18 protein-coding genes and 1 pseudogene are annotated in these 24,759 nt (G+C 71.4%); 7 read left to right on the forward strand and 12 right to left on the reverse strand.

The genetic code is table 11. The annotated features are described in order from the left end of the window. Positions 1-21 precede the first annotated feature (21 nt). The 4 genes and pseudogenes from M3Q35_RS15265 to M3Q35_RS15280 form a co-directional block, all read right to left on the reverse strand. Entirely contained in the window at positions 22-1,008 is a 987-nt protein-coding gene (locus M3Q35_RS15265; protein ID WP_273942423.1) for a LacI family DNA-binding transcriptional regulator, read from the reverse strand. A gap of 24 nt (positions 1,009-1,032) precedes the next feature. Further along, positions 1,033-2,489, reverse strand: a pseudogene (locus tag M3Q35_RS15270) (NAD-dependent succinate-semialdehyde dehydrogenase). Beyond that, positions 2,470-3,711, reverse strand: a complete 1,242-nt coding sequence (locus tag M3Q35_RS15275) for a M24 family metallopeptidase (protein ID WP_273942424.1) — start codon at positions 3,709-3,711, stop codon at positions 2,470-2,472. The pseudogene M3Q35_RS15270 and the gene M3Q35_RS15275 overlap by 20 nt, the downstream one beginning before the upstream one ends. Beyond that, positions 3,704-4,657: an NAD(P)-dependent oxidoreductase gene (locus tag M3Q35_RS15280; protein ID WP_337960586.1), complete on the reverse strand. Its 954-nt coding sequence runs from the start codon at positions 4,655-4,657 to the stop codon at positions 3,704-3,706. The genes M3Q35_RS15275 and M3Q35_RS15280 overlap by 8 nt, the downstream gene beginning before the upstream one ends. Before the next feature lie 94 nt (positions 4,658-4,751). On the opposite strand from M3Q35_RS15280, the gene M3Q35_RS15285 reads away from it, so the two are divergent. Continuing rightward, positions 4,752-5,624: an ABC transporter substrate-binding protein gene (locus M3Q35_RS15285; RefSeq protein ID WP_273942426.1), complete on the forward strand. Its 873-nt coding sequence runs from the start codon at positions 4,752-4,754 to the stop codon at positions 5,622-5,624. Here M3Q35_RS15285 and M3Q35_RS15290 read toward each other — a convergent pair. Beyond that, positions 5,611-6,225 (reverse strand): cation diffusion facilitator family transporter, encoded by a 615-nt coding sequence (locus M3Q35_RS15290; protein WP_273942428.1) that lies wholly within the window; start codon positions 6,223-6,225, stop codon positions 5,611-5,613. The two genes, M3Q35_RS15285 and M3Q35_RS15290, sit on opposite strands and share 14 nt — an antisense overlap. Before the next feature lie 163 nt (positions 6,226-6,388). Between M3Q35_RS15290 and M3Q35_RS15295 the strand changes: the two genes are divergently transcribed. Both M3Q35_RS15295 and M3Q35_RS15300 read left to right on the forward strand, forming a co-directional pair. After that, positions 6,389-7,645 carry an MFS transporter gene (locus M3Q35_RS15295; RefSeq protein WP_273942429.1) on the forward strand — a complete coding sequence of 419 codons (1,257 nt, stop codon included), beginning with the start codon at positions 6,389-6,391 and terminating at the stop codon, positions 7,643-7,645. Beyond that, entirely contained in the window at positions 7,642-9,006 is a 1,365-nt protein-coding gene (locus M3Q35_RS15300) for an amidohydrolase family protein (protein ID WP_273942430.1), read from the forward strand. The genes M3Q35_RS15295 and M3Q35_RS15300 overlap by 4 nt, the downstream gene beginning before the upstream one ends. A 16-nt stretch (positions 9,007-9,022) precedes the next feature. Here the strand turns inward: M3Q35_RS15300 and M3Q35_RS15305 are convergent, their stop codons facing one another. Then, positions 9,023-9,985, reverse strand: coding sequence for an RNA polymerase subunit sigma-70 (locus M3Q35_RS15305; protein WP_273942431.1), 963 nt, complete (start codon positions 9,983-9,985; stop codon positions 9,023-9,025). A 136-nt stretch (positions 9,986-10,121) separates the two neighbouring features. Between M3Q35_RS15305 and M3Q35_RS15310 the strand changes: the two genes are divergently transcribed. After that, complete coding sequence (locus tag M3Q35_RS15310) at positions 10,122-10,703, forward strand: dihydrofolate reductase family protein (protein ID WP_273942433.1); 582 nt, start codon at positions 10,122-10,124, stop codon at positions 10,701-10,703. Here the strand turns inward: M3Q35_RS15310 and M3Q35_RS15315 are convergent. Continuing rightward, positions 10,684-11,538, reverse strand: coding sequence for a helix-turn-helix transcriptional regulator (locus tag M3Q35_RS15315; protein ID WP_273942434.1), 855 nt, complete (start codon positions 11,536-11,538; stop codon positions 10,684-10,686). The two genes, M3Q35_RS15310 and M3Q35_RS15315, sit on opposite strands and share 20 nt — an antisense overlap. Positions 11,539-11,639: 101 nt before the next feature. Between M3Q35_RS15315 and M3Q35_RS15320 the strand changes: the two genes are divergently transcribed. Further along, a complete protein-coding gene (locus M3Q35_RS15320) occupies positions 11,640-12,422 on the forward strand; it encodes an NAD(P)H-dependent oxidoreductase (RefSeq protein ID WP_273942435.1) in 783 nt (260 codons plus the stop codon). Here M3Q35_RS15320 and M3Q35_RS15325 read toward each other — a convergent pair. From M3Q35_RS15325 to M3Q35_RS15335, 3 genes are all read right to left on the reverse strand, one after another. Continuing rightward, positions 12,409-13,581: a ThuA domain-containing protein gene (locus M3Q35_RS15325; RefSeq protein WP_273942436.1), complete on the reverse strand. Its 1,173-nt coding sequence runs from the start codon at positions 13,579-13,581 to the stop codon at positions 12,409-12,411. The two genes, M3Q35_RS15320 and M3Q35_RS15325, sit on opposite strands and share 14 nt — an antisense overlap. Before the next feature lie 316 nt (positions 13,582-13,897). Further along, complete coding sequence (locus tag M3Q35_RS15330; RefSeq protein ID WP_273942437.1) at positions 13,898-16,807, reverse strand: AfsR/SARP family transcriptional regulator; 2,910 nt, start codon at positions 16,805-16,807, stop codon at positions 13,898-13,900. A 132-nt stretch (positions 16,808-16,939) separates the two neighbouring features. Beyond that, positions 16,940-17,890 (reverse strand): zinc-binding dehydrogenase, encoded by a 951-nt coding sequence (locus tag M3Q35_RS15335; protein WP_273942439.1) that lies wholly within the window; start codon positions 17,888-17,890, stop codon positions 16,940-16,942. 55 nt (positions 17,891-17,945) lie between these two features. On the opposite strand from M3Q35_RS15335, the gene M3Q35_RS15340 reads away from it, so the two are divergent. Further along, positions 17,946-18,698, forward strand: a complete 753-nt coding sequence (locus tag M3Q35_RS15340) for a helix-turn-helix transcriptional regulator (protein WP_273942440.1) — start codon at positions 17,946-17,948, stop codon at positions 18,696-18,698. On the opposite strand, the gene M3Q35_RS15345 is transcribed toward M3Q35_RS15340, so the two are convergent. After that, positions 18,686-21,421, reverse strand: coding sequence for a BTAD domain-containing putative transcriptional regulator (locus tag M3Q35_RS15345; RefSeq protein ID WP_273942441.1), 2,736 nt, complete (start codon positions 21,419-21,421; stop codon positions 18,686-18,688). The two genes, M3Q35_RS15340 and M3Q35_RS15345, sit on opposite strands and share 13 nt — an antisense overlap. A 143-nt stretch (positions 21,422-21,564) precedes the next feature. Between M3Q35_RS15345 and M3Q35_RS15350 the strand changes: the two genes are divergently transcribed. Then, a complete protein-coding gene (locus M3Q35_RS15350) occupies positions 21,565-21,978 on the forward strand; it encodes a peptidase inhibitor family I36 protein (RefSeq protein WP_273942442.1) in 414 nt (137 codons plus the stop codon). Positions 21,979-21,980: 2 nt separating this feature from the next. On the opposite strand, the gene M3Q35_RS15355 is transcribed toward M3Q35_RS15350, so the two are convergent. Beyond that, positions 21,981-24,746: an AfsR/SARP family transcriptional regulator gene (locus M3Q35_RS15355; RefSeq protein WP_273942443.1), complete on the reverse strand. Its 2,766-nt coding sequence runs from the start codon at positions 24,744-24,746 to the stop codon at positions 21,981-21,983. Between the last annotated feature and the right edge of the window lie 13 nt (positions 24,747-24,759).

A 24,759-nucleotide genomic window follows, 5' to 3' on the forward strand; every position in this document is an offset into this window, starting at 1 on the left:
GATTGCACGGGATGTGGTGGGTCAGGGTTTGGGGGAAGCGGTGGAACCGCGGGTGATGAGCTCGACCGGGAGCACGATGCGCTTGGCCGGCGCGGCCGGGTTGGCGATGCGGGCCAGCAGGAGCCGGGCCGACTCCAGGCCGATGTCGTAGTGCGGAATACGAATGGTGGTGAGCCCCGGCCGCTGTCGGTCGGCGAACGGGATGTCGTTGAAGCCGGTCACCGAGACGTCCTCGGGCACGCTCAGGCCCCGTGACGCCAGCGCCGCGTAGCAGCCGAGGGCGATCAGGTCGTTGCCGGCGACGATCGCGGTCAGCCCCTCGTACGCGTCGAGCAGCCGCAGGGTCGCCTCGAAGCCGGCTTCCTCGGTGAAGGCCGCCGCGAAGGTCACCGACTCCGCGCCGGTGGCGTCCACAAAGGCCCGATAGCGTTCCCAGCCGGTCGACAAGTGCCGCGGGCCGGCGACATGCCCGATCCGCGAGTGTCCGAGTTCGACCAGTGAGCGGACCACCATCCGCACACCGGCGTCGTTGTCCGCGGTCACCGACGGCACCGCGCCGGTGTCGGTGCGGCGGTTGACCAACACCGTCGGCACCGTGGCCGGCAGCTCGTCGTCACGGCGGCTGGTGGCCAGGATGAAACCGTCGGTCTGCCGGCCGCGCATGGCGTCGAACAGCTCGCGCTCGCGGTCGATGTCGCCATCGGTGTTGCCCAGCAGCGCCATGTAGCCGGCCTCGCGCAGCCCGTCCTCGATGCCGCGCACGATCGGCGGGAACACCGGGTTGCGCAGGTCGGGGATGATCACGCCGGCGACCGACGAGGTCCGCGTGCGCAGGCTGCGCGCGGCCGAGTTCGGGGCGTAGCCGAGTGCCTTGGCCGCTTCCAGGACGCGCGTCACCGTGCGCGTGTTGACCATGCCGCGGGTCGCCGTGTTCAGCGCCCGGCTGGCGGTGGCCGCATGCACGCCGGCCCGGTCGGCGACGTCCTTGATCGTCGGCACCTTGTCCACTCCGTCAGCATAGAGACGCGCGGATCACCACGTGACCGCGACGTACTTGGATTCCGTGTACTCCAGCAGCCCCTCGTGCCCGCCTTCCCGGCCGAGGCCGCTCTGCTTGACCCCGCCGAACGGGGCCGCCGGCTCGGACACCAGGCCGCGGTTGAGCCCGACCATGCCCGATTCCAGCGCCTCGGCCAGCCGCAGGCCGCGAGCCAGGTCGCCGGTGTACACATAGGACACCAGCCCGTGCTCGCTGTTGTTGGCATGGCGCACGGCATCGGCCTCGCCGTCGAAGATCACGATCGGCGCGACCGGGCCGAAGATCTCCTCGCCGAGGATGTCCGCATCGGCCGGAACGTCGGCGAGAACCGTTGCCGGGTAATGAAAACCCGGGCCGTCGGGACGTTTGCCGCCGGTCAGCACGCGAGCGCCGGCCGCCACCGTCTCGTCGACCAGCTCGCTGACTTTGGCCACGGCAGCGGCGTTCACCAACGGGCCCAGCTCCACGGTCGGGTCGATGCCGGGGCCGGTGCGCAGCGCGCTCATGCGCTCGGCCAGCCGCCGGCCGAACTCCTCGGCCACGCCGCGCTGCACGAAGAACCGGTTGGCCGCCGTGCAGGCCTGGCCGCCGTTGCGCATCTTGGCGATCATCGCACCGTCCAGCGCCGCGTCCAGGTCGGCGTCGTCGAACACCAGGAACGGGGCGTTGCCGCCCAGCTCCATCGACGTGCTGACAACGCTTTCGGCGGCGGTGGCGAGCAACGTGCGCCCGACCTCGGTGGAGCCGGTGAAGGACAGCTTGCGCACCCGGGGGTCGTTGAGCATGGCCGATACCATGGGGCCGGACCTGGTGGAGGGCACCACGTTCACCGTGCCGGCGGGCGCGCCGGCCTCGGCCAGGATCTCGGCGATGGCCAGCGCCGTCAGCGGCGTCTCCGAGGCCGGTTTGAGCACGACCGTGCAGCCGGCGGCCAGCGCCGGACCGATCTTGCGGGTGGCCATGGCCGCTGGGAAGTTCCACGGCGTCACCAGCACGCTGACGCCGATCGGTTGCCGTAGCACGAGAATCCGGTTGGCGCCGCCGGGCGCGGTCTGCACGGTGCCGGCGACGCGCACGGCTTCCTCGGCGTACCAACGGAAGAACTCGGCCGCGTAGTTGAGTTCGGCACGGGCGTCGGGCAGCGCCTTGCCGTTCTCACGGACGATCAGCGTGGCCAGCTCGTCGGCTCGTTCGTGCATGAGAGTGAAGGCCCGCAACAGAATGTCGGCTCGCGCGCGGGCGCGGTGGCCGCCCAGCCGGGCAGTGCGGCGGCGGCCGCGTCGACGGCGGCCAGACCGTCCTCGACCGTCCCGTTGGCCACGGTGGTCAGGGTTTCGGCGGTGGCCGGGTCGAGCACGGTGATCCGCGCGCCGTCCGACGCCGGCCGCCACCGCCCGCCGATGAACAGTTCTTCCTGCACGCCTGTCTCCTCAGTAAGGATTGGCAACAAAGAGTTCCTGCGCCGGGAACCGGGTCAGCACCTGAGCGCCGGCTTCGGTCACCACGACCTCCTCCTCGATGCGCGCGGCCGAGAAGCCGTCGCTGGCCGGGCAGTACGTCTCCAGCGCGAAGACCATGCCGGGCCGGATCTCCACCGGGTGCGCGATGCTGTTGAGCCGGGAGATGATCGGCCGCTCGTGCAGGCCGAGCCCGAGGCCGTGGCCGAACTGGAGCCCGAAGGCGGCCATCTCGTCGGCGAAGCCGAATTCCGTTGCCGCCGGCCAGACCCGGGCGATGTCGTCGGTGCCGACGCCGGGGCATACGGCCTCGATCGCGCCATCCATCCACTGCCGGGCCCGGGTGTAGGCGTCCCGCTGCGAGGCGGTGGCGCTGCCGACGCCGAACGTCCGGTAGTAGCACGTGCGATATCCGTTGTAGGACTGGATGATGTCGAAGAAGGCCTGGTCGCCCGGCCGGATGATGCGGTCGGAGAAGTTGTGCGGGTGCGGGTTGCAGCGCTCCCCCGACACCGCGTTGATCGCCTCGACCTGGTCGGAGCCCATCTCGTAGAGGCGTTTGTTGGCCAGCGCGACGATCTCGTTCTCCCGGATGCCGGGCTTGAGCGCCTCGACGATGTCCTGGTAGACGCCGTCGACCATGGCCGCGGCCTGGGACAGCAGGGTGATCTCGTCCACCGACTTGATCTCACGGGCATCCAGCATGAGCTGTTGGGCGTCAACGACTTTCAGGCCCTGGCGCTGCATCTCGAACAGGAACGGCGGCTCCACGATGTCCACGCCTATCGGCGCGTCGGCCACGCCGGCCTGGGTGAGCAGGTCCTTGATCTGCGTGACGGCGTCGCGCATCAGGCCGGCGTCGGGGGCGATCGCGCCGCGCAACCCGAGCATGCCGGCGCGGCAGTTTTCCTTGGCCAGCCAGGGAGAATAGAGCTGGTGGTGCTTCGCGGCGGAGCCGAAGTCCCACAGCATCGGCTCGCCGTCGCGCGTGAGCAGGGCGTACCGGGTCATCTTGTCACCCAGCGCGCCGCCGATCCAGGTCTGCGTGGTGTAGCGGATGTTGTAGAAGTCGAACAGCAGGAACGCGCCGCATTCGCTGCCCCGTAAGGACTCCTTGGCGCGGGCCAGGCGGTGCTTGCGCAGCCGGTCGAAATCCACACGTTGCTCGAAGTCGACGGCACCGTGTCCGGGCGCGGGAATCGGCCGCTCACTCATCGGCGGCCAGCCCGTCGTCCACGGCCGCGTGCTCGGGCTCCAGCATGATCCCGGCGCGGCGGGCCTGCTCCAGCAGCAGCGTCGCGAAATCCTCGTCGGTGTGGCCGGCCCCGATGGCCGACGCGACCAGCTGGGCGGTGGCCGAGGCCAGCGGCATCGGCGCCTCCAGACTGCGGGCGGCGGCCAGGCCGAGGTCGAAGTCCTTGCGCAGCAACGGCATCGTGAACGTTGGCGTGAAGTCCAGGTTGACCAGCGCCGGCGACTTGTAGCGGCTGAAGGTGGAGCCCATCACCGAGTCGTTGATGAACTCCAGGAAGGCGGCGCGGCTGACGCCGCCCTTCTCGGCCAGCACGGTGATCTCGGCCAGGGACTGCATGACCACGCCGAGGAAGACGTTGTGGGCGATCTTCACCAGGCGCGCGACCTCGTCCTCGCCGACGTAGGTGACGCCCCGGCCCAGCGCCCGCAGCACCGGCTCGACCTCGTCGAACACCGGCCGTGGGCCGGAAACGGCCAGCGTCAGCCTGCCGGCCGCGACCACCTTCGGGTTGCCGCTGACCGGCGCGGCCAGCAGCTCCGCGCCGCGTTTTCGGGCCGCCACCCGGACCGCCGCCGACGCCTCCTGCGACACCGTGGACGAGTCGATCAGGATCCGGGGCACGGTATCGGTGTCGGTGAGCAGGCCGCCCGGGCCGGTGGTCACGTCCTCCAGGTCGGCCGAGGCGGCGACCATGGTGAACACGATGTCCCGGTCGGCCAGGTCCACCGGCCGATCGACGACGGTCGCGCCGTGCGGGGTCAGCGCCTCCGCCTTGGCCCGGGTCCGGTTGTACACCGCGACGTCGTAGCCGGCCGCGCACAGTCGCCGGACCAGTTCGGCGCCCATTCGACCGGCGCCGATCCAGCCGATCCTGTTGCTGCCCATCGTGCGCACCTCCGGATGCAATCGATTGCATCCACCTTGCCTCGCGCAGTAGGGTCACGTCAAGGCTCATCAGCGGAGAAGCTGCTGCGAACGATGCGCAGCCCATGGAGGCCAGGTGCGTACCATCCGGCTCGGCACGTTCAGCCCGTCCGTCCTGCTCGATGTCGCCGCCGAGGCGCTGGCGGCCGCCGGGCTCACCGTCGTCGAATCCCCGGCCACCTCGTCGGCGCAGCAGTTCACCGACCTGTTCACCGGCCGGCTCGACGCCGCGTTCACCAATCCCGACAACGTGCTGGCCTACCGCCTCGTGCCGGACAATCCACTCGGCCGCACCGGCGACGTCCGCATCCTCGGCGCGATCGACCGTGGTCTCGGATTGGGGTTGTTCACCGGCCCCGCCGGCCTCCGCCGCTCCCTCGGCGTCGATGTCGCCGGCTCCGGCTTCGCTTTCATCGGCTACGAGCTGCTCGCCCGGACCGGCCTGCTCCGCGACGTCGACTACCAGGTCTCCCCGTTGGGCTCCACCCCGCGCCGGGCCCGGGCGCTCATTGCCGGCGAGATCGACTGCACCGTGCTCAACGCCGGCAACGACCTCGTCGCCGAGGAGCAGGGCGCCGTGCGGGTCGCTTCCGTCACCGAGATCGGTCCTTACGTCGGCACCGTGCTCGCCGCCACCGCCGACTCCTTGGCCCGCAACGGCGACGCGTTGTCCACCTTGCTCGACGTCATCGCCGCCACGGTCGAGACGATCCGCTCACACCCCGCCGTCGCCACCGCCGCCATCACCCAGCGCCTCGGCCTCACCGGCCCTACCGCCGCCCGCCACCTCGCCGTCCTCACCGATCCGTTGCAGGGCCTCATTTCCGGCGGCACCCTCGACCAGGACGACCTGCGCACCATCGTCTCCCTGCGCAACCGCCACGCCCGCAGCACCACTACCCTCACCGTTGCCGACACCCTCGCCAGCGGCCTGCTCAATCCGGGTTGACTCCGTGGTCGCCGATGAAGATCACGTACACCTCGCGGGCCGCGTAGGCCAGCAGCACGTACCCCGCGACCGGGTCGGCCCACCACAGCCCGGCCGCCGCGTTGAGGACCAGTCCGGCCAGCACCGCCACCGCCAGCAGCCCGTCGACCAGCGTCACCCGGCCTTCCGTGCGCAGCACCGGGTTCCCCAGCGCCGCACCGGTACGGGCTTTGCCCGCCGCCAGCCCGAACATCACCACCGCCGTGACCGCCGTCCAGATGATCCCGCCGGTGCTCGGCTCCGGGCGATAGCCGCCGACCAGCACCACCGTCGACTGCACCGCCAGATAGCCGGCCAGCAGCGCAAACGCGCCCCCGATGAGCCGCAGCGCCCGCCTCTGCCGGGCTTCGCCCGTGCCCGACAGCTCCCAGATCACCACCGTCGAGGCCCCGATCTCGATCAGCGAGTCCAGCCCGAACCCCGCCAGCGCCACCGACCTCGCACCGATCGCCGCAATGGCCAGCACCACGATCCCGACCACGTTCCAGGCCAGGGTCGCGTACTCCAGCGCAAACCCGCGGCGCAGCAGCCGCCGACGGGTGTCGTGTTCGAGGTTCGGCACGCCCCGCAGTCTGCCCGACGACGGCGACAACGGCGTCTCCCATCTGCAATCGATTGCGGAGAGCGACCGCCGCGACCGCCTAAAGTATTCGTTGACCTGCTGTCTACCTGCGGCTTAGCCTCTGCAATCGTCCGCATTCGGACGTCGCCCGGAGGAGGCCCTCATGAGCAGCACTCCCGACACGGCGGCCTTACGCAGGCCACTTTCCCGGCCGGTCGCCACCTGGGGCCTGGTGCTGATGGCGGTGTCGTTCCTGATCAACGCGATGGACCGGCAGGTGTTCTATCCGCTGCTGCCGGAGATCAGCGGCACCTACCATTTCTCGCTGTCCCAAGGAGGTCTGCTGGCCACGGGCTTCACACTGGGGGTGGCGGTGGGCGGGCTGCCGGCCGGACACCTGGTGGATCGGGTGCCCCGCAAGACCATCCTGGTGGTCAGCATCCTGATCTACTCGCTGGGCACGGTTCTCACGCCACTGGCCGCCGGATTCGCCGACCTGGCGCTGTATCGGCTGCTGTCGGGCCTCGGCGAAGGCATGCAGGCGGCGGCCCTGTACGCGGCGTTCGGCGCGTACTTCCACCAACGCCGGTCGCTGGCCTTCGGCGTGCTGGGCGTGGCGTTCGGCGTCGGCGTGCTGATCGGACCGATCATCGGCACGGGCCTCGATCAAGGCCTGTCCACCTGGCGAGCGCCGTTCTACCTGTTCGGCGCGCTCGGTGTGCTGGTGGCGCTGCTCATCCTCGCTACTGTCCACAAGGGACTGACGGAGTCCTCGGCGGCGGCCGAGCATGCCACGTCGGCGGATCTCTCCGAGCTGCCAACCGGTCCGTACAACCGGAACACGATGCTGCTGGCGCTGGCAGCGGTCGGCGGCGGCCTGGCCTTCTACGGCTTCATCGGCCTCTACCCGACCTACCTGCGCACGGTGCTGCACTTCAGCCCCGGGCAGACGGCCATTGCCACCAGCCTGATCGGGGCCGGCGCGGCCATGTCGCTGCCCACGGGCTGGCTGGGCGACCGGATCGATCCCCGCAAGCTGCTGCTCGTGACCTACGCGGGCGTGGCGGTGTCGGCGTACCTGCTGTTCAACGGTCCGGACACGGCGGCATGGCACTACGTCTTCGCCTTCGTGCTGGCCGGTTTCCTGGCCGGCTCGATGTTCACCAACGTCAACAGCACCATGAACCGATCGGTCCGCCCGGCCCAGTCCGGCCGGGCCGCCGGCCTGTTCGTCGCGACCTACTACGCCGCCGCCGCAGTCTCCGGCTTCGTCTTCGCGCAGCTGGTCGCCCGGGTCAGCTGGCACGGCGCCGCGTTGTGGCAGCTCACCGTGCTGCCGGCGGTGATGCTGGTGCCGCTGTGGTTCCTGGATTCGCGCCGGATACTCGGCGCACCGCGCAATCGGAAGGAAATGGCATGAGGACGTTGCTCACCGGCGGAAGCGTCGTCGCCAAGGGGCGTCCCGAGCTGCGTGACGGCGGTGACGTCCTGGTCGACGGCACCGACATCGCGGCGCTCGGCCCGGCCGGCTCGCTCGCCACCGAGCTGGTCGACCGGGTCGTCGACACCGCCGGCGGCATCGTCGTGCCCGGGCTGGTCAACACCCACCAGCACGACTGGTACCTGTACGGCAAGGGCCTCGGCGGCGACATGCTGCTGGAGCGGTGGATCACCGACTGCCTGTTCCCGCTCAAGGCCCGGCTCGACACCGACGACCTGCGGGTGGCCAGCGAACTGGCCGCGCTGGACATGCTGCGCGGCGGCACCACCAGCTCGGTCAACCACCTGGTCACCGAGACCACGCCCGAGCAGGACAAGGCCATTCTCGGGCCGGTCGCCGACGTCGGCGTGCGGCAGTTCTTCGCCAAGGTCATCCGCCCCGCCGACCACGCCCGCCGCTACGAAGGCGCGCGCGAGGCCTTCGAGACGTGGGACGGGGCGGCCGGCGGCCGGATTCGGGTCGGCTTCGTGCTGGAGGCCACCGCGCACTGGGTGGCGATGGGCACCTGCTCCGAGGAGATGGTGCTCGGCGGACACGCGTTGGCCGTGGAGAAGGACACGTTCGTCACGTCGCACATCGCCGGCGGCACCATGTCGCGGGAGAGCGGTTACCTGAAGTTCGTGCTGGAGACCGGCCGGACCGATCCCCAGTTCCTGCACCGCCTCGGCGTCCTCGACCACCGCTGGATCCTGGCCCACACCATCAATCCCCGGGACAACGACCTCGACCTCATCGCCGCCGCCGGCGCCACCGTCGCCCACACGCCCAGCTCCGAGTCCGCCCGCGGCGCCGGCATCACGCCGGTGAAACGCATGCTGGACAACGGGATCCGGGTCAGCATCGGCACCGACGGGCCGATGGTCGACCTCACCAACGACATGGTCGAGCAGCTCAAGTGGACCCGGCTGCTGCAGAACCAGCTGCACCACACGCCGTCGTCCATCGACCTGGACAAGCTGATCACCATGGCCACCGAGGACGGCGCCCGTGCCGTCGGGGCGGCCGACCGCATCGGCACGATCGAGGTCGGCAAGGCCGCCGACATCGCCGTTTTCGACCTCACCACACTCCACAGTGGACCTGCCGTGCACCGTCCACTGTCGACTTTCGTGCACGCCGCCCGCGGCACCGATGCTCGGCACGTCATGGTCGACGGCGAGCTTCTCTTGGAAGACGGCCACTTCACCCGGGCCACCGAGCTCCACGTCGCCGCCCTCATGCGCGAGGCCGGCGAACGCGGCCGCGCCCTGGCTCGCCGCGCCGGACTGCTCCCCGCCTGAGCACGATGCCGCATGGCTACCCGCGGCTCGGCAGCGAGCGGGGCAGCCCGAACCACGGCAGCACGGAGTTCTCGAACCGGCTCATGGCGCTGATGCGGTCGCCGGCCAGGGTGAGGACATAGACGCCGGTGCCGTGGCTGATGCCGTTGGGCCCGCGCAGATACGCCCCGAACGCGGGCTGGCCGTTGGCCCGGGTGGCCACGAGCTCGAACCGGCGGCCGGCCTGGAAAATGGCCGCGCAGAACTGACGGACGAGGTCACGACCCTCGTATTCGAACGGCACGGGCGGCATCGACACGAACACGTCGTCGGTCAGCAGGTCCACCAACGCGTCGATGTCGAGCGACTCCCAGGCCTGCACGAATCGTGCGACAACGGCGTTCTCGACGGCGGAATCGGTCGTCGGCAACGGATCGGACCGACGGCGGTGCAGTGCGGCGCGGGCCCGCTTGAGGGCGCTGTTGACGGAGTCGAGGCTCGAATCGAGCATCTCGGCCACCTCAGCGGCGCGGAACCCGAGCACGTCCCGCAGCACGAGCACGGCGACCTGCCGCGGCGGCAAGGTCTGCAAGGCGGTGACGAAGGCCAGCGAGATCGACTCCCGCTGCTCGTAACTGGCCTCGGGACCGAGCAGCACATCCGGATACGGCTGGAGCCAGACGATCTCGCCCAGCCGGGACGGCTCCGGCGCGGTGACGTGCGGGATGTTCCACTCGCGCCGTGCGACGGAGCGGCTGGCGTTCAGGCAGCGGTTGGTGGCGATCCGGTACAGCCAGGTACGGATCGACGCCCGCGCCTCGAACCCGCCGATCCCCTGCCACGCGGCCAGCAGCGACTCCTGCAAGGCGTCCTCGGCGTCCTGGAGCGAGCCGAGCATCCGGTAGCAGTGCACGCGCAGCTCGGCCCGGTACGGCTGGATCACCGCCGCGAACGCCTCCGCGTCGCCGGCCTGCGCCTGCGCAATCAGATCTGCCGCCATTGCCCACCTCGTTCGAGTAGCCCGTCACCTTTCCTGAACGTATGGACACCGCCGACGCCCGGAAGTGGGCGCCCAGTTCCGCACTCTCGCGGTGTCTATCCCGGTGCCAAACCCTACGGACTTCAGGAGCACCGACATGGGCTCGATCGTGGTATTCGAGAACGTCTCGCTGGACGGCGTCACGCAGGACCCGACCGGCGAGGACGGCTTCACCGCCGTCGACTGGCGTGACCAGCTCTCCCCCGCCGACCGCGAGGTCTGGGCCGGCCTCGTGCTGGATGACGTGCTGGGCGCGTCCGCGCTCCTCATCGGCCGCCGCAGCTACGAGTACTTCGCCGGCCGATACCCGGCCCGGACCGGCCCGATGGCCGACCGGATGAACAGCCTGCCCAAGCACGTCGTGTCCACCACGCTCACCGACCCGACCTGGCACAACTCGACCGTGCTGGCCGGTGACATCGTGCCGGCCGTCACCAAGCTGAAGGAGACCGTCGACGGCGAACTCCGCGTCTATGCCAGCTCGCGACTGGTGCCGCTGCTGCTGGCCCACGATCTCGTGGACGAGATCCGGCTGGTCGTCTTCCCGCTCGCGATGGGCGCGGGCTACAGCATCTTCGACCAGGCCGACGCCCGACCGCTGCACCCGAGGCTGCTCAGCCTGGTCGAGGCACGGACCGTCGGTGAGAACCTGCTCCACCTCACCTACCGGCGCCCCTGACCGCGTCGGCCACCGGATGCCCGTCCCCGGTGCCCGCGTCGAGGCCGGCCAGCAGGCGCAGGCCGTCCTCGGCGGGGCTGCCGGGGACGGCCGACTGGATGATCAGCTCCATCCCGGACGCGTCCGGCAGGTCGAAGTTCTCCTGGTGCAGCTCCAACAGCCCGACCAGCGGATGCCGGTAGATCTTGGGGCCGTGGGACCGGGTGCTGACCTCGGCCCGGGCCCACAACCGGCGGAAACGCTCGCTGCCCATGGCCAGTTCGCCGATCAACGAGGCCAGGCGGGGATCGTCGGGGAACTTGCCGGCGGCCAGGCGCAGATGCCCGACGGCGTCCAGGGTGCAGTGTTCCCACGTGGCATACAGGCCACGATCGGCTTCCTCGAGGAACAGGTGCCGGGCGGTGTTCAGGCCGGGCAGCGGACGCCCGTAGAGCAGCCGGGCCAGGCGGTTGCCGGCCAGCACGTCCAGCCGGTGGTCCATGATCAGCGCCGGTGCGTCGACGACGAGGTCGAGCACGCGGAGCAGCTCGGGACGGACCCGCCCGCTCGGCGTCTTGGCCCGCCGCTGGCGTTGCCGGGCGAGCCGGCAGAGGTGGTCGCGCTCGGTGTCGTCGAGGCCGAGCACGCGGGCCAGCGCGTCGAGGACCTGCTCGGACGGCTGCGTCGCCCGGCCCTGCTCCAGCCGCACGTAGTAGTCGACGCTGACCCCGGACAGGTGCGCGACCTCCTCGCGGCGCAGCCCCTTGACCCGACGGCGCCGGTCGACGGAAATGCCGACGGCGGCCGGGTCGACCCGGGAGCGCCGGGTCCGCAGGAAGCTGGCGAGATCATCCATGCCTCCAGTATGGCCTCGGCGGCGGTCGCGAAGGTGGTACTGCCGTTACCAGGAAGTCCCGTCCCTGAACGACGGCCGCCGCCGCGGCCATGATCGACGGCATGAAGACACTGATCGTGCACGCCCACCCGGAACCGACTTCGCTCAACGGCTCGCTGACCAGCCTCGCTGTGTCCACTTTGGAGGGTGCGGGGCATGAGGTGCGGGTGAGCGACCTGCACGCCATGAACTGGAAAGCGGTCGTCGGCGCCGAGGACTACGGCCCGCACGCCTCGACGCCGCTGGACGTCGTCCGCGACTCGGGCCGGGCCTTCGACGCCGGGACGCTGACCGCGGATGTGCTGGCAGAGCAGGAAAAACTGCTTTGGGCCGACACCGTGATCTTCCAGTTCCCGTTGTGGTGGTACGCGATGCCGGCCATCCTCAAGGGCTGGTTCGACCGCGTGTTCACCTACCGCTTCGCCTACGGCGTCGGCGAGCACAACGCCACGCAGTACGGCGAGCGTTTCGGCGAGGGCACGCTGGCCGGGCGCCGGGCGCTGCTGTCGGTGACCACCGGCGGACCGGAGGCGCACTACGCGGCCCGCGGCATCAACGGCCCGATCGACGACCTGCTTTTCCCAATCCAGCACGGGATCCTCTACTACCCCGGTCTCGAGGTGCTGCCGCCGTTCGTGGTGTTCGGCGCCGACCGGATGCCGCGCGAGGACTACCCGGACGTCGCCAAGGCGTGGGAGCAGCGGCTCCGCACCCTGGCGACGACCGAGCCGATCCCGTTCCGCCGACAGAACTTCGGCGACTACGAGATCCCGTCGCTAGCGCTGAAGGAAGGACTGGAGCCCTTGGGCCGCAGCGGTTTCGGCCTGCACGTCAGGTCCGCGTGAGGGTGAACGACTGGGTGGCGGCGCCGGTGCAGGTGGCCAGGGTCAGCGGCCCCGCGCCGGCGGTCAGGCACTTCTGCCCGACCTTGCTCACGATGTGCCACGCCCCACCGGCTTCGAAGACGGCCTGCCACTTCTGGTTGTCGGCGCCGGTGAACCGGGCCAGGCCGCCGTCCGTGCCGAGCGACCGGTCGCCGTTGTCGATCCGCAGATAGGGGCCGTCCAGCCAGCGGAACCGGAACCTTTGCGCCGCAGCGCTTTCACACGTGGCTGTCCGAGCGACGGCGGTGGATCCGTCCAGGCACGAGCCCTGGTTCGTCACGCGCATCCGGGCGTTCGGGTCGATCTGGTCGGCCGAGGCGTTGGTCGGCGCGGCGCCGCCGAGCCAGAGCAGGCCGTCGATGATGAACTTGTCCTGCACCGGATCGGCGAAGGTCGACGACAGCGGCGTGTTGGCCGAGTAGTTCATGGCGTTGTGCCCGAAGTTGGCGTACAGCATCTTGTAGCGCTTGTTCGTCCACAGGATCGGGTAGTAGCCGCTGTACCAGGACTGTGCCGGGTCGGTGCCGACCGGGAAGCTGGAGGCGTCGACCGAGGCCAGCACCTCGATGTCCGGGTTCTTGCGCAGGTCGAACTCCCAGCTGTACCACTCGCTCACGGCCGCGGTCCACGTCGTCGGCAGGCGGCGGGTGGCCGGATGGCGGGCGTCGGTGTGCAGCACCGCGGTGGTCGGCGACCAGGTGTTGTCGGCGTACTTCCCGGCGCCCATGAAGGTGTTGTTGAACCAGGGCCAGGTGACGTCCTCGTCGTTGTACCCCGAGTAGTGGAAGCCGAAGTACGCGCCGCCGTGCTCCACGTAGTGCTGGAATCCGGCGCGCTGGGCGGGATCGGTGGGGATGTCGTCGAGGAACATCACCACATCGGCGCGCGCCTTGGTCAGGTCGACCAGCTGCGTCCAGTCGTTGGTCTGCCGGTACGAGAAGCCGTACCGGCTGGCGGCCTGCGGAAACCAGATCGCCGCCTCGTTGTCGAACGCGATGTGCGCGGCATCGGGCCGCCCGGTGTAGAAGGCGAGCACGGTGAACGGATGCGGCTGCGGCGCGATCACGATTCCCGGTAACAGGGCGAGCAGCGCCAGGATGGCCCGCAACAGCTGTGTCATCGATCTCCCCAGGTCAGACCGTCGGACTGGGAGCATGATCGCGAGTCGGCCGCGGCCGGCGCATCGGCCGAACGACTGATCCCGGAACCGGTTCCGGGACTGGTTTGGTCACTGTGCGCGTCGGGGCTGCAGTCAAACTGCAGCGTCCTTGCAGCCCCGGGGCGCAGCGTGGCATCAGGTCAGGGAATCGGGGAGGTTCCGAGAATGCTCAAGGCGAACCGGACATCGGATCGGCTCGGACGACCACCGGCACACGTCCTGGGACCAGGGGGATGAGCGGGAGGGGCCAGCCCCCAGCGGCCCCTCCCGCGCTCGGTCACGTCGGCTGCGCCACCACGCCGATGGTCAGCCGGCGCAGGGTGACGATCACCCGGCCGGTCGCCTGCACGTCGCCGATCGCCCGCCACAGCCGCAAAGCCCGAGCGAGGTAGTCCCGGGCGGAGTCGCTGGTGCCGACGGCGGCGTCGAGGTCGCCGAGCAGCTGCCAGCACTGGGCTTCGTCCTGGCGGTCGCCGTGCCGGTGGAACACGGCCGCCGCCCGTTCCAGCGCCGTCCGCGCCGGCTGCTGCTCATGCTGGCCGGCGTGCACCCGGCCGATCTCCATCAGCGTGTAGGCCGCGCAGCGCTCGTCCTCCAGCTCCTCGAACGTGTCCAGCGCCTGCCGCAGGGACTTCAGCGCCGCCCGCGGGTTGCCGAGCCGGTCGTGCAGGCGGTTGACCCGCCGCCGCATGACGGCGAGCCGGTGCGGATCGTCGAGCGCCTCGGCCCGCCGCAACGCGGTGTCGAACCAGACCGCGGCCTGGTTCAGGTCGCCCTGGGCCAGCCGCATCGTGGCCATCGCCCCGCACAACTGGGCTTCGAGGTGCCGATCCTCCTCGGCCGACGCAATGGCGAGTGCCAGCTCGATGTACGTGACGGCCTCGCCGTAGTTGCCCAGCATGTGGTTCACGGTGCCGAGCATGGACACCGACTGCGCCTTCCCCAGCCGGTCCTGGACACGTTCGCACAGCTCGTCCGACGCCTCGAGGGCCGCGGTCGCCTCGTCGAACTCGTCCCGGTAGATGTGCAGCTGGGCCAGCCCGCGCAGCAGCGCCGCCTCGCCACGGAAGTTCCCGGCCGCCCGCACGGCGTCCAGGGCGATCCGATGGCCGTGCTGCCAGTCCTGATACAGGCAGCGGTGATCCTGGTAGGTCACGGCGCCGACGGCCAGCTCCCACGCGGTCTCGGCCAGCTGCCAGTTCGCGGCCAGGCTGATCGCGCCGACCAGGTTCTCCCGTTCCGCGTCGAACCAGCCGAACGCGTCGGCGACCAGCCGGGCCGCGACGTCGTCGGGCAGCGGCCAGCGCGGCGCGGTCCCCGGCTTGGGCCGCAGCAGGCCGGCCGGCAGCCGGTCCGAGGCCCGTTCCACCAGGTCGAGCCACGCCCCCAGCACCCGGCCGATCGCCTCCCGCTGCTCGGCCACCGGAATCCGGGCGGCGACGTCGACCGCGCAGGTGCGGATCAGGTCGTGCAGCCGGTAGCGCGGCTGGCCGATGGCGTCCGTGCTGATCAGCCGGACCAGGCTGGCGTCGACCAGGGTGTCGAGCACGTCATCGGCGTCCGGCCGGCCCAGCAGCGGGCCCAGCACCCAGCCCGGCACCGTGTGCGCGCCGAGCAGGCCCAGCAGGGCGAACGCCCGTACGGCTTCGGCCGGCAGCAGCCGCAGGCTCAGCTCGACGCTGGCCCGGACGCCCAGGTCGCCGATGCGCAGCTCGGCCGGCCGCCGGGACTCGTCCTCCAGCCGTTCCCGCAGCACCCGCAGCGACCAGCCGGGACGGCCGGCCAGCTTGGCGCCGGCGATCCGGATGGCCAGCGGCAGGTTGCCGCAGCAGTCCAGGATCGCCCGCGCCTCGGCCGGCTCGGCGGCCACCCGGTCCGCGCCGACGATGCCGGTGAACAGCTCCCACGCCTCCGCCGGGCCGAGCACATCCAGGTCGATGTGCCGGGCACCGGGCAGGTGGGTGTGCCGGGCCCGGCTGGTGACCAGCACGGCGCAGCCGCCGGCCGCCGGCAGCAGCGGGCGGATCTGGTCGGCGTGGCCGGCGTCGTCCAGCACGACCAGCATCCGGCGGTCGGCCAGCAGCGAGCGGTAGAGCGCGGCCCGCTCGGGCAGGCCGTCCGGGATGGCGCGGCCGATCACCGACAGCGCGCGCAGCGCCTCGGCCAGCAGCTGGGCCGGCTCCTGGGACCGCTCCGAGGTCGCGGCCAGGTCGAAGTAGAGCTGGCCGTCCGGGAAGGCGTCGCTGACGTGGTGCGCGGCGCGCAGCACGAGGCTCGACTTGCCGACGCCGGGGCCGCCGACCACGACCACCACCTTGGGGCCGCTGCCCGATGACGCGGTGAGCAGGCGGCCGACCTCGTCCAACGGCTCGGCCCGGCCGACGAAGTCGGCCACGTCCAGAGGAAGCTGGCGTACCGGCAGCGCCGGCTCGGGCTTGACGCCGTTGCCGGGCTCCAGGGCCGGGTCGTCGCGCAGGATCTGCTCGTAGCGGCGACGCAGACCGGGGCCGGGATCGATGCCCAGCTCGTCGGCCAGCTGCGCGCGGATCGACGTGAACACCGCCAATGCGTCCGCCCGGCGGCCCTGCCGGTACAAGGCCAGCATCTGGAGCTCGCGCAGCCGCTCCCGCAGCGGTTCGGCGGACGTGAGCATGGCCAGCTCGGCCGCCGCCGTGTCGTGGTCGCCGCGGTCCAGCACCGCCTCGACCAGGTCTTCCCGGGCCGTGTGGCGCAATTCGGTCAGCCGGGCCCGCTCGGTCCTGATCGGCTCGGCGTCGATCCCGTCGTAGGCCGGACCCCGCCACAGCGCCAGGGCGTCCCTCAGCCGCTGTTCCGCCTGTTGGCCGGCGTCGGCCTGGTTGATCAGGCCGCCGAACACCGCGCTGTCCAGGTCGTGCGGCGGCAGGTCCAGGCGGTAGCCGGTGCCGATCGACCGCAGCTGCGGGCCGGTCGCGCCGAACGCCCGGCGCAGGTCGCCCACGTACTTCTGCACCAGGTTCACCGCGCTGCGCGGCGGCTCGCCCTCCCACACCGTGTCGATGATCTTCTGACGCTCCACCCGTTCGTTCACGTGCAGCAGCAGCGCCGCCAGCAGCCGCTGGTGCTTGGCCGAGCCGAACCGGACCTCGGTCGTCCCCCGCCACATCACCACCGGCCCCAGCACGCCGAACCGGAACCCCTCTGTCATCCCCGGCCCTCCCCCTCGTGCCCCCTCGGGGCAAGCTACTCGTCGGCGCGGGCCGGAATGCCTTTATTCGCAACGATGCGACCGTTCAGGAGCGAGGAGTCACAGGGGTCACGTGATCACACAACGTCACGTTCAAGGCAGCATGACCAGCTTTCCGGTGGCCTGGTCGGCTTCCATGCGCCGGTGGGCGGCGGCGATGTCGTCGAGCCGGAGGACCCGGTCGACGGTTGGCCGGTAGGCGCCGGCCTCGACCTGGTCGACGATCCGTTGCAGCATCGCGGTATCGCCCTTCACGGTGTCGCTGTGGAAGGCCGTGAGCTTGGTGCCGGTGGGGATCATGGCGATCGGCTCGAGGTCGGGGATCACCCACCCGCTGAGCGAGCCGGCCACGCACACGGTGCCGCCGCGGCGGACCAGCCGCAGCGAGTCCAGCGCCGTGGCCGCGCCGACGAGATCGAGCACGAAATCCGGGCCGTCGGGCCAGATGTCCCACGATCCGTCCACCAGCGGATGATCGACACCGGCCGCCGCCAAGACGTCCAGTTTGTCCGGACTACGGGTCGTGGCAGCGGTTTCGAGGCCAAGGCCGGCGGCGATGGTGGCGGCGGCCAGCCCCACCGAGGACGTCCCGCCACGGATCAACAACCGGCCTGCCGTGGCCCCCAACGCATCCAGTGCGCCCTGCGCGGTCAGGTACGTCTCGGGCAAAGCGGCCAAAACCTCCCACGGCAGCGTGGTGGCGACCGGCATCAGCAACTCGTTGGGCAGCAACGCATACTCGGCGTAGCCGCCGTCGAACGCCCGCCCCATCTCCCCCATCACGGCCGCGACGGTCGTGCCATCCGGCAGCGTCGGCGAGGTCGAAACCGCCACCGTGCCAACGCATTCGATGCCCAGCACCCGGGGAAACACCACGCTGGGCGAATGGCCCTGACGGGTCCGCAGCTCCGACCGGTTCAGGCCCGCACCCCGCACCCGCACCAGGCTCCAGCCCGGCCGCACGGCCGGCACCGGCAACTCGCGGATCTCCAGCACCTCCGGGCCACCGGCCTTCGTGCAGACTGCCGCGCGCATCGTTGTCATGACGCCAACTGTCGTCGCAAGGGCGTCTGGCGGGCTACCGGTAGAATGCCAACTTATGCCCGAAGCCCGCCAACCGGCGACGTCACGGCTGTGGCCGTCCGGCGGGGTGCATCTGTGGCCATCTGGTGGCACCAGCCAGCAGCAGATCCACGCACGTGGACACCTGGTCTACGCGGCGCAGGGCGTCCTGTCGGTGCACACCGAGCGCGGCACGTCGATCGTGCCGGCCAATCGGGTCGCCTGGACGCCGGCCGGCTTCCCGCACCAGCACGCCGCCCACGGCCACACCGACATGCGGATCGTGTTCCTGCCGGCGTCGCTGGCCCGGCTCGTGCCCGACCACCCCGTGGTCTTCCTGGCCTCCGACCTCGCTCGCGAAATCCTGCTCGCCCTCACCGGCCCGCAGCCCCGCGACACCGCAGCGCAGGCCCGGCTGCGTCGAGTGCTGGTCGACGAACTCCACGAAGCCCACGAGCAGCCTTTGCAGCTGCCGACGCCCCGTGACGACCGGCTGCGGTCGATTGCCCAGCTGCTGCAAGACAATCCGGCCGACAACGCCTCGCTGACCGAGCTCGGTCGGACGATCGGCGCCAGCGCCCGCACCCTGAGCCGGCTGTTCCACGACGAGCTCGGCATGACCTTCTACGAATGGCGAACCCAGCTCCGGGTCTTCCACGCGCTGGTGCTGCTGGCCGACGGCCACGACACGACGCACGTCGCCCATGCCTGCGGCTGGGCCAATCCCAGCCACTTCATCGCCGCCTTCACCAAGCTCGTCGGCACCACGCCGGGCCGTCATCGCTCGTAGCCGGCAAGCCGCTCCTGCAACCGGGCGTGCCGGAACTGGTACACCGCGCCGACCTGCCGCAATACGCCACGCCGATGGGCGTCGTCGAGGAAAGCCATGAACCGCAACGGAATCTGGCCCCGGGCGGCCAGCCACAGCCGAGTGCAGCCGAACGCGCCCCACGCCCGGGACAGGCAGACGCTGAGCCCGACGCCCACCCCGAACAGGCCGCCGGCCGCCACCGCGTAGACCACGCTCGGCGCGTCCGGGATCAGCTGGCCGCTGATCAGCGCCCCGGCGATGCCGTAGAAGATGGTGCCCGGCTTCGGCGCGAAGTACCGGCCGAGCAGCGCGGCGGCGATCCCACCGGCCACGCTCAGCACCACGTCGAACCGGCCGTCGAGGATCTCCACGGTCGGCTCATCCTGAGTGAGGGTCAGCGCGAGGCCGTAGAACAGGCCGAGCGACACCGTGAACGACAACGTGAACGACAACGCGGCGGCGCGATCCTGACGCAGCACGCTGTCGGGGCTGGATACCCGGTTGGCGTCGAGCGGCGTGCCGAGCCAGACGTGCACGCCGACGGCCAGCCCGAACACCACCGCGACCAGGCCGATCACCCCGATCGGCAGCGACCAGCCGAACCCGAGGCACGCCCCGGCCACCGCGCCGACCGTGAACCGTCGCGCGAACCGACCGGCGATGCCGGTGAAGGTCGCCTCGACACGCTGCGGCCCGGGCCGGCGGCCGATGGTGTGCGTGACGACGCCGGCGGCGGCGAAGGAGACGCCGTAGATCGCCGCGGTCAGCGGGTCCGCGGCCAGCAACCCGGTGAGCACGAACATCAGCGCCGGCGGCAGGCCGAGGTAGAGGCCGACGACGAACCGCGGCACCGCGTGATCCAGCCGCCACCAGGCAAGGTCACGGGTCCGTTCCCGTTCGAGCCGCCGGGCCAGGAAGGTCAGCCAGCGCTCGACGTGCGCCGGGTCGTAATCACGCGGCTGGTCCACCCGGGCCGGCGACGACGGCCGCCGCGCGTACACCGACGGCAGGTACGCGTCGAGCAGGTGCCGTTCGATCGCCGCGCGGTCCGGAAACCGTTCCGTGTCACAGAGTTCGCCCGGGTCGGTGGCCGGGTTGGCATACGCGGTCCGGGCCAGGTCGACCATCAGCGGCGTGCGCAATGCCTGGGCCAGCGTCCCGGTCGGTTCCCGTCTCAGCCGCTCCACCAACGGCCCCCACCGGGTCTCGCCCGGACGTCGCCGCGCGGTCAGGAAGTCGACGGCGTCCTCGATCTCCACCGGTTCGATCTCCACCACCGCGGCCCTGGTCAGGAACGAGCCAGCCGCCCGGACGGCGAGCTCGTACTCGGCGCCACGACAGGTCACCACCAGCGGGCGACCGGCCCCGACGGCCTGGTCGAGCGCGTCGATCGCCGCCGTGTGCAGGCCCGGCGGCGTCTCGTCGAGGCCGTCCAGGACGGGGATGACCCGGCCTTCCAGCACCAGGCGCAGCCCGGCGTCCGGGCCGTAGGTCGCGGTGTTGGCCAAGCCCGGATACTCCTCGACCAGCCGCCGCGCCAGCCAGGCGTCCAGGTGCTCGTGATGCGGATTCCACGAGGCCAGCGGCAGCAGCACCGGCACCGGCTCGCCCGGCGGCGGGTCCGCGAGCAGGCCCAGCGTGAGCAGGATGGCCAGCACCGACTTGCCGGCGCCGGGCTCGCCCAGCACCACCAGCTGCCGCGACGGGACCTGCCGGAACTTGGCCACCACGTCGGTCAGGTCGCCGCTGAGCACCAGCCGCTCCGGGCCGTCGCCGGGCCGGTCGCCCAGCACCGCCGAGGCGGCCGCCGCCACCTCGCGTTCGGTGCTCGACCAGCGCAGCGGCACCGGCTTCGGGCGGTGCAGCGACCGCATCTCGGCCTCGGCCGTCCACTGCCGGGCGATCGCCGTGGCCAGCTCCTTGGCCGCCCGGTCCAGGTCGTCGGCCGGCGCCGGCTTCGGCCGGGGACGGTCGTCGCCGCGGAGGATGCGTTCGTGCAGCTCACGGACGTCTTTACCGGGGTCGATGCCCAGCTCCTCGGCCAGGCCGACCCGCAGCTGCTGGAACACCTTGAGCGCGTCGGCCTGACGCCCGGCCCGGTCGAGGGCCAGCATGAGCTGGGCGTGTGGCCGTTCCCGCAGCGGATTCTCGGCCACGACCTCGGCCAGTTCGTCGATCACCTCGCGGTGCTGCCCCAGCGCCAGCTGCCAGTCCACGCACGACTCGAACGCGTCCAGCCGCTGCTCGTCCAGCCGCGCCGCGCGCCCGGCCAGCATGCCGCCGAGCCCGTCCAGCGCCGGGCCGCGCCACAGCTTCAGCGCCGTCCGGATCTCCCGCACGCCCTCGCGCAGCGCGCCCTTCTCGGCCTGCCGGCGCGCCTCGGCGACGTGCTTGGTGAACCGCAGCAGGTCGAGCTGCTCATCCGTGACGACGAGGCGGTAGCCGGGGCCGTCGGTGACGATCAGCCGCTGCTCGGTGTCGCCCAGCCGGTCCCGCAGCGCCGACACGCAGTTCTGCACCTGCTTGGTCGCGGTGGCCGGTGGCTCGTCGTCCCACGTCGCCTCGACCAGCCGGGCCATCGGCACCACCGCGCCCGGCGTCAGCAGCAACGTCGCCAGCACCCGCTGGTGCCGCGTCCCCGGCAGCGTCAGCCGGCCCTCCGCCGTCCAGATCTCCAGTGCCCCCAGCACACAGAAGTCCATCCGCTCCCCTCCCGGATTCACGGATACTAGCCCGTTTGACCTGCGGAAGGACGACGTGATGACAGTCCGGGGACGACGCCCGGCACGGTGGTGCTCGTTCGGTCACCCGCTCCGGTGGTGATCGAACCGAGGGAGAACTCCACATGTCGAAGATCCGCTCCGCGGTGGCGCTGGCCGCCGCCGTGGCCGGTGTCGCCGCCGGCGCCGTGCTCACCGCCGCGCCGGCGTCGGCCGCCACGGCGCCCTGCCCGGCCAACTACTACTGCTTCTACCAGGACCGCAACTACAACCACGGCACCCACGGCTGGCACCTCAACTACAACACCACCTCGCAGGGCAGCTTCGACCACCCGCCGTCGGGCCCGGCGGCCGACTACCGCAGCGAGCTGTCGTCGATCATCAACAACGGCGACCGCACGATCTGCGTCTACAACCACCGCGGGATCCTCGGCGACAAGCTGATCGTCAAGGTCGCCCCGTACCACGACTTCATCGACCTGGCCGACGTCCCCGGAGCCAACGACAAGGCCGACTCCTGGCGGATCGGCGGCTGCTGAGCCTATGCGGCGCGGCCGTCGCCGGGCGACGGCCCCGCCAGCAGCTCGACCATCTCCGCCCAGCTCGGCACGTCGGTCGTGGGGTGATCGAGCACCGGCATCGGGCAGGTGACCGTGGTCCAGCGTTCGAGGAACTCGACGGTCAGGCCGAAGTCGTCGCACTGCCGCCGGACGCCGGCGGCCAGCCGCGACGCCGTCGCCCGGTCGCCGAGGTGGGCGAACGCGGCGGTGGCCGAGTTCAGCGCGGCCAGCGTCGTGATCCGGTCCTCCAGGTGAACCAGCCAGTACACCGAGGTACGCAGGTGGTCGAGGGCCCGCCGGCCCAGCGCCACCGGATCGGCGGCGGCCCGCCGCAGCAGCGACTGGCCGAGGGCCATCTTCGCGTAGGCCAGCATCCAGAACGTGCCGTCGCGCTCGGCGAACTCGGCCGCCTCGACCAGCGCCGCCTCGCCCTCCTCGACCCGGTCCAGCACCACGAGCGTGGCGCCGACGTTGGCCAAGCCGCTCGCGACAAGCCAGCCCACCTCGACCTCGCGGCCGATCTCCACCGTGCGACGCGACGCGTCCAGCGCCTGGTCGAGCCGGCCGAACGCGCGCAGGCCGAACGCCGACATGAACAACGCCCGGCCGTGGTTCACCCGGTACTCGAGCTCGTCCGAGGCGCTGGCCAACGCGATCGCCTCGGCGTAGCGCGCGAGCGCGTCGGCCGGGTCGCCGTCCATCCCCAACAGCATGTCGGCCCGGGCGGTCAGGGCCAGCACGCGGTCGAGCGAGGGCTCCTTGTCGGCCGCCAGCGCGGCGTCGAGCAGCCGGCTCGCCTCGGCGAAGTGGCCGCTGCGGATCCAGAACCAGTCGAGCCGCCCGACGGTGTGCAACGCCGCCGGCGGCGCGTGCTCGAGGTCGTGCGCGACGCCGCTGCGGATGTTCGGCAGTTCCCGGTTCAGCACCCGCATGGCGTGACCGCCGAGCGCGAAAGGCAGGGAGGACCAGTGTTGATCGACCAGCGCCCGACACCAGCGGGCATGGGCGTCGAGCGTGGCCGCGGGCTCGGGATCGTGCTCCTGGCAGTAGGCGCGAATCGTCTCCAGCAGGCGGTAGCGGGTCGGCGTGACCGTGGTGTCGGCAGTGACCACGGAGCGCGAGACCAGCGTGGACAGCGACTCGATCGTCCCACTGTGCCCCACGGCTTCGGCCGCCTCCAAGGAGAAACCGCCCTCGAACGGCCACAGCCGGGTCAGCAGCGCACGGTCGTCGGCCGACAGCTGCTCGACGCTCCAGGCGATCGCCGCTTGCAGGTTGGCGTGCGACGTCAGCGAACCGCGCGGTGTCGAACCCAGCACGGTGAACCGGTGGTCCAGGCGGGCCACGATCTCCCCCAGACCGAGCACGGTCGCCGGGGCCGCGGCGAGTTCCAGGGCCAGCGGCAGCCCGTCGAGCGCGGCGCAGAGCTGTCGCATGTGGACGGTGTCGGCCTCGGACGGCGCCCAACCGGTACGGGCAGCGCTGATCCGGTCCAGCAGCAGCCGCACCGCCGGGCCGTCGGTGCCGTCGTCCTCGTACACCGGGAGCGGCAGCACCGGCACGACGGCTTCGCCGTCGATGCCCAGCGGTTCACGCGAGGTCGCGAGAATGCGCAGGTTGGGGCAGTGGTCGAGCAGCTCGACGGCCAGTTCCGCGACGGCGTCGACCAGGTGCTCGCAGTTGTCCAGCACCAGCAGGCCGTCGCGCGCCGCCAGCGCACGGATGACGCTGGTCCGCGTGCTGGTCGACACGTCAGTCGCGCCGACGGCGTCCGCGACCGCGTTGGCCACCACCTCGGCCTGCCGGGCGTCGGCCAGCCGTACGAACCACGGGCCGTTGGCGTCGTCGCGCTCGGCCGTGTGTTCCACGGCCAGCCGTGTCTTGCCGACGCCGCCCGGGCCGACCATGGTCACCAGCCGTCGGGCGCGCAGCGTCTCGGCCAACGTCCGCAGGTCACCGTCGCGGCCGAGGAAGGCGGACAGCGGCCGGGCCGGTCGAAGCCGGGTCGGCCCTGCGGCCAGCCGGGGATCCTGGCTGAGGACACGGCTTTCCAGCAGACGCAGCTCATCGCCGGGGTCGATGCCGAGTTCGGTGGCCAGGTGCGCCCGCACCTGGCGTAGCGCCGCCAGCGCGTCACTCTGGCGGTGACAGCGGTACAGGGCGAGAACCAGATGGTGCCACGCGCTTTCCCGGGTCGGATGCGCCTCGGCGAACGCCCGCAGCTCGCCGAGCAGGTCCTGGTGGTGGCCCAGCCGGAGCAGGCAGCCGAACCGGTCCTCCACCGCGGTGAGGCGAGCCTCCTCGAACCGGCCGAACAGCCGGGCCCGCACGTCCTCGTCGGCCGTGTCGGCCAGGGCCGGCCCGGTCCAGAGGGCCAGGGCCTGCTCCAGCTGGTGCGCCCGGCGGCGGTCGTCGGCGATGTCCCGCGCCTCGTCGACCAGGTGCTGGAAGCGGTGCACGTCGATCCGCATCGGATCGGCGTGCAGCACGTATCCGGGCCCCTGGGTCGCTATCGTCACGTCGTCGCCCAGCCGGGCCCGCAGGCGGGACACGCCGACCCGGATCGCGTGCGCCGCCGTGCCCGGCGGGTCCGCCGGCCAGACCCAGTTCACCAGCCGGTCGACCGACACGAGCCGATTGACCTCGACGGCCAGCACCGCGAGCACCAGCCGGTTCTGCCGTGGCCCCGGGCTCACCACGGTGTCGCCCACCCGGGCCGTCACCGGCCCCAGCAGCCGCAACTCCACACCGACGACCTTC

Origin of the sequence: Kutzneria chonburiensis (genome assembly GCF_028622115.1) — a bacterium.
Taxonomy (GTDB): domain Bacteria; phylum Actinomycetota; class Actinomycetes; order Mycobacteriales; family Pseudonocardiaceae; genus Kutzneria; species Kutzneria chonburiensis.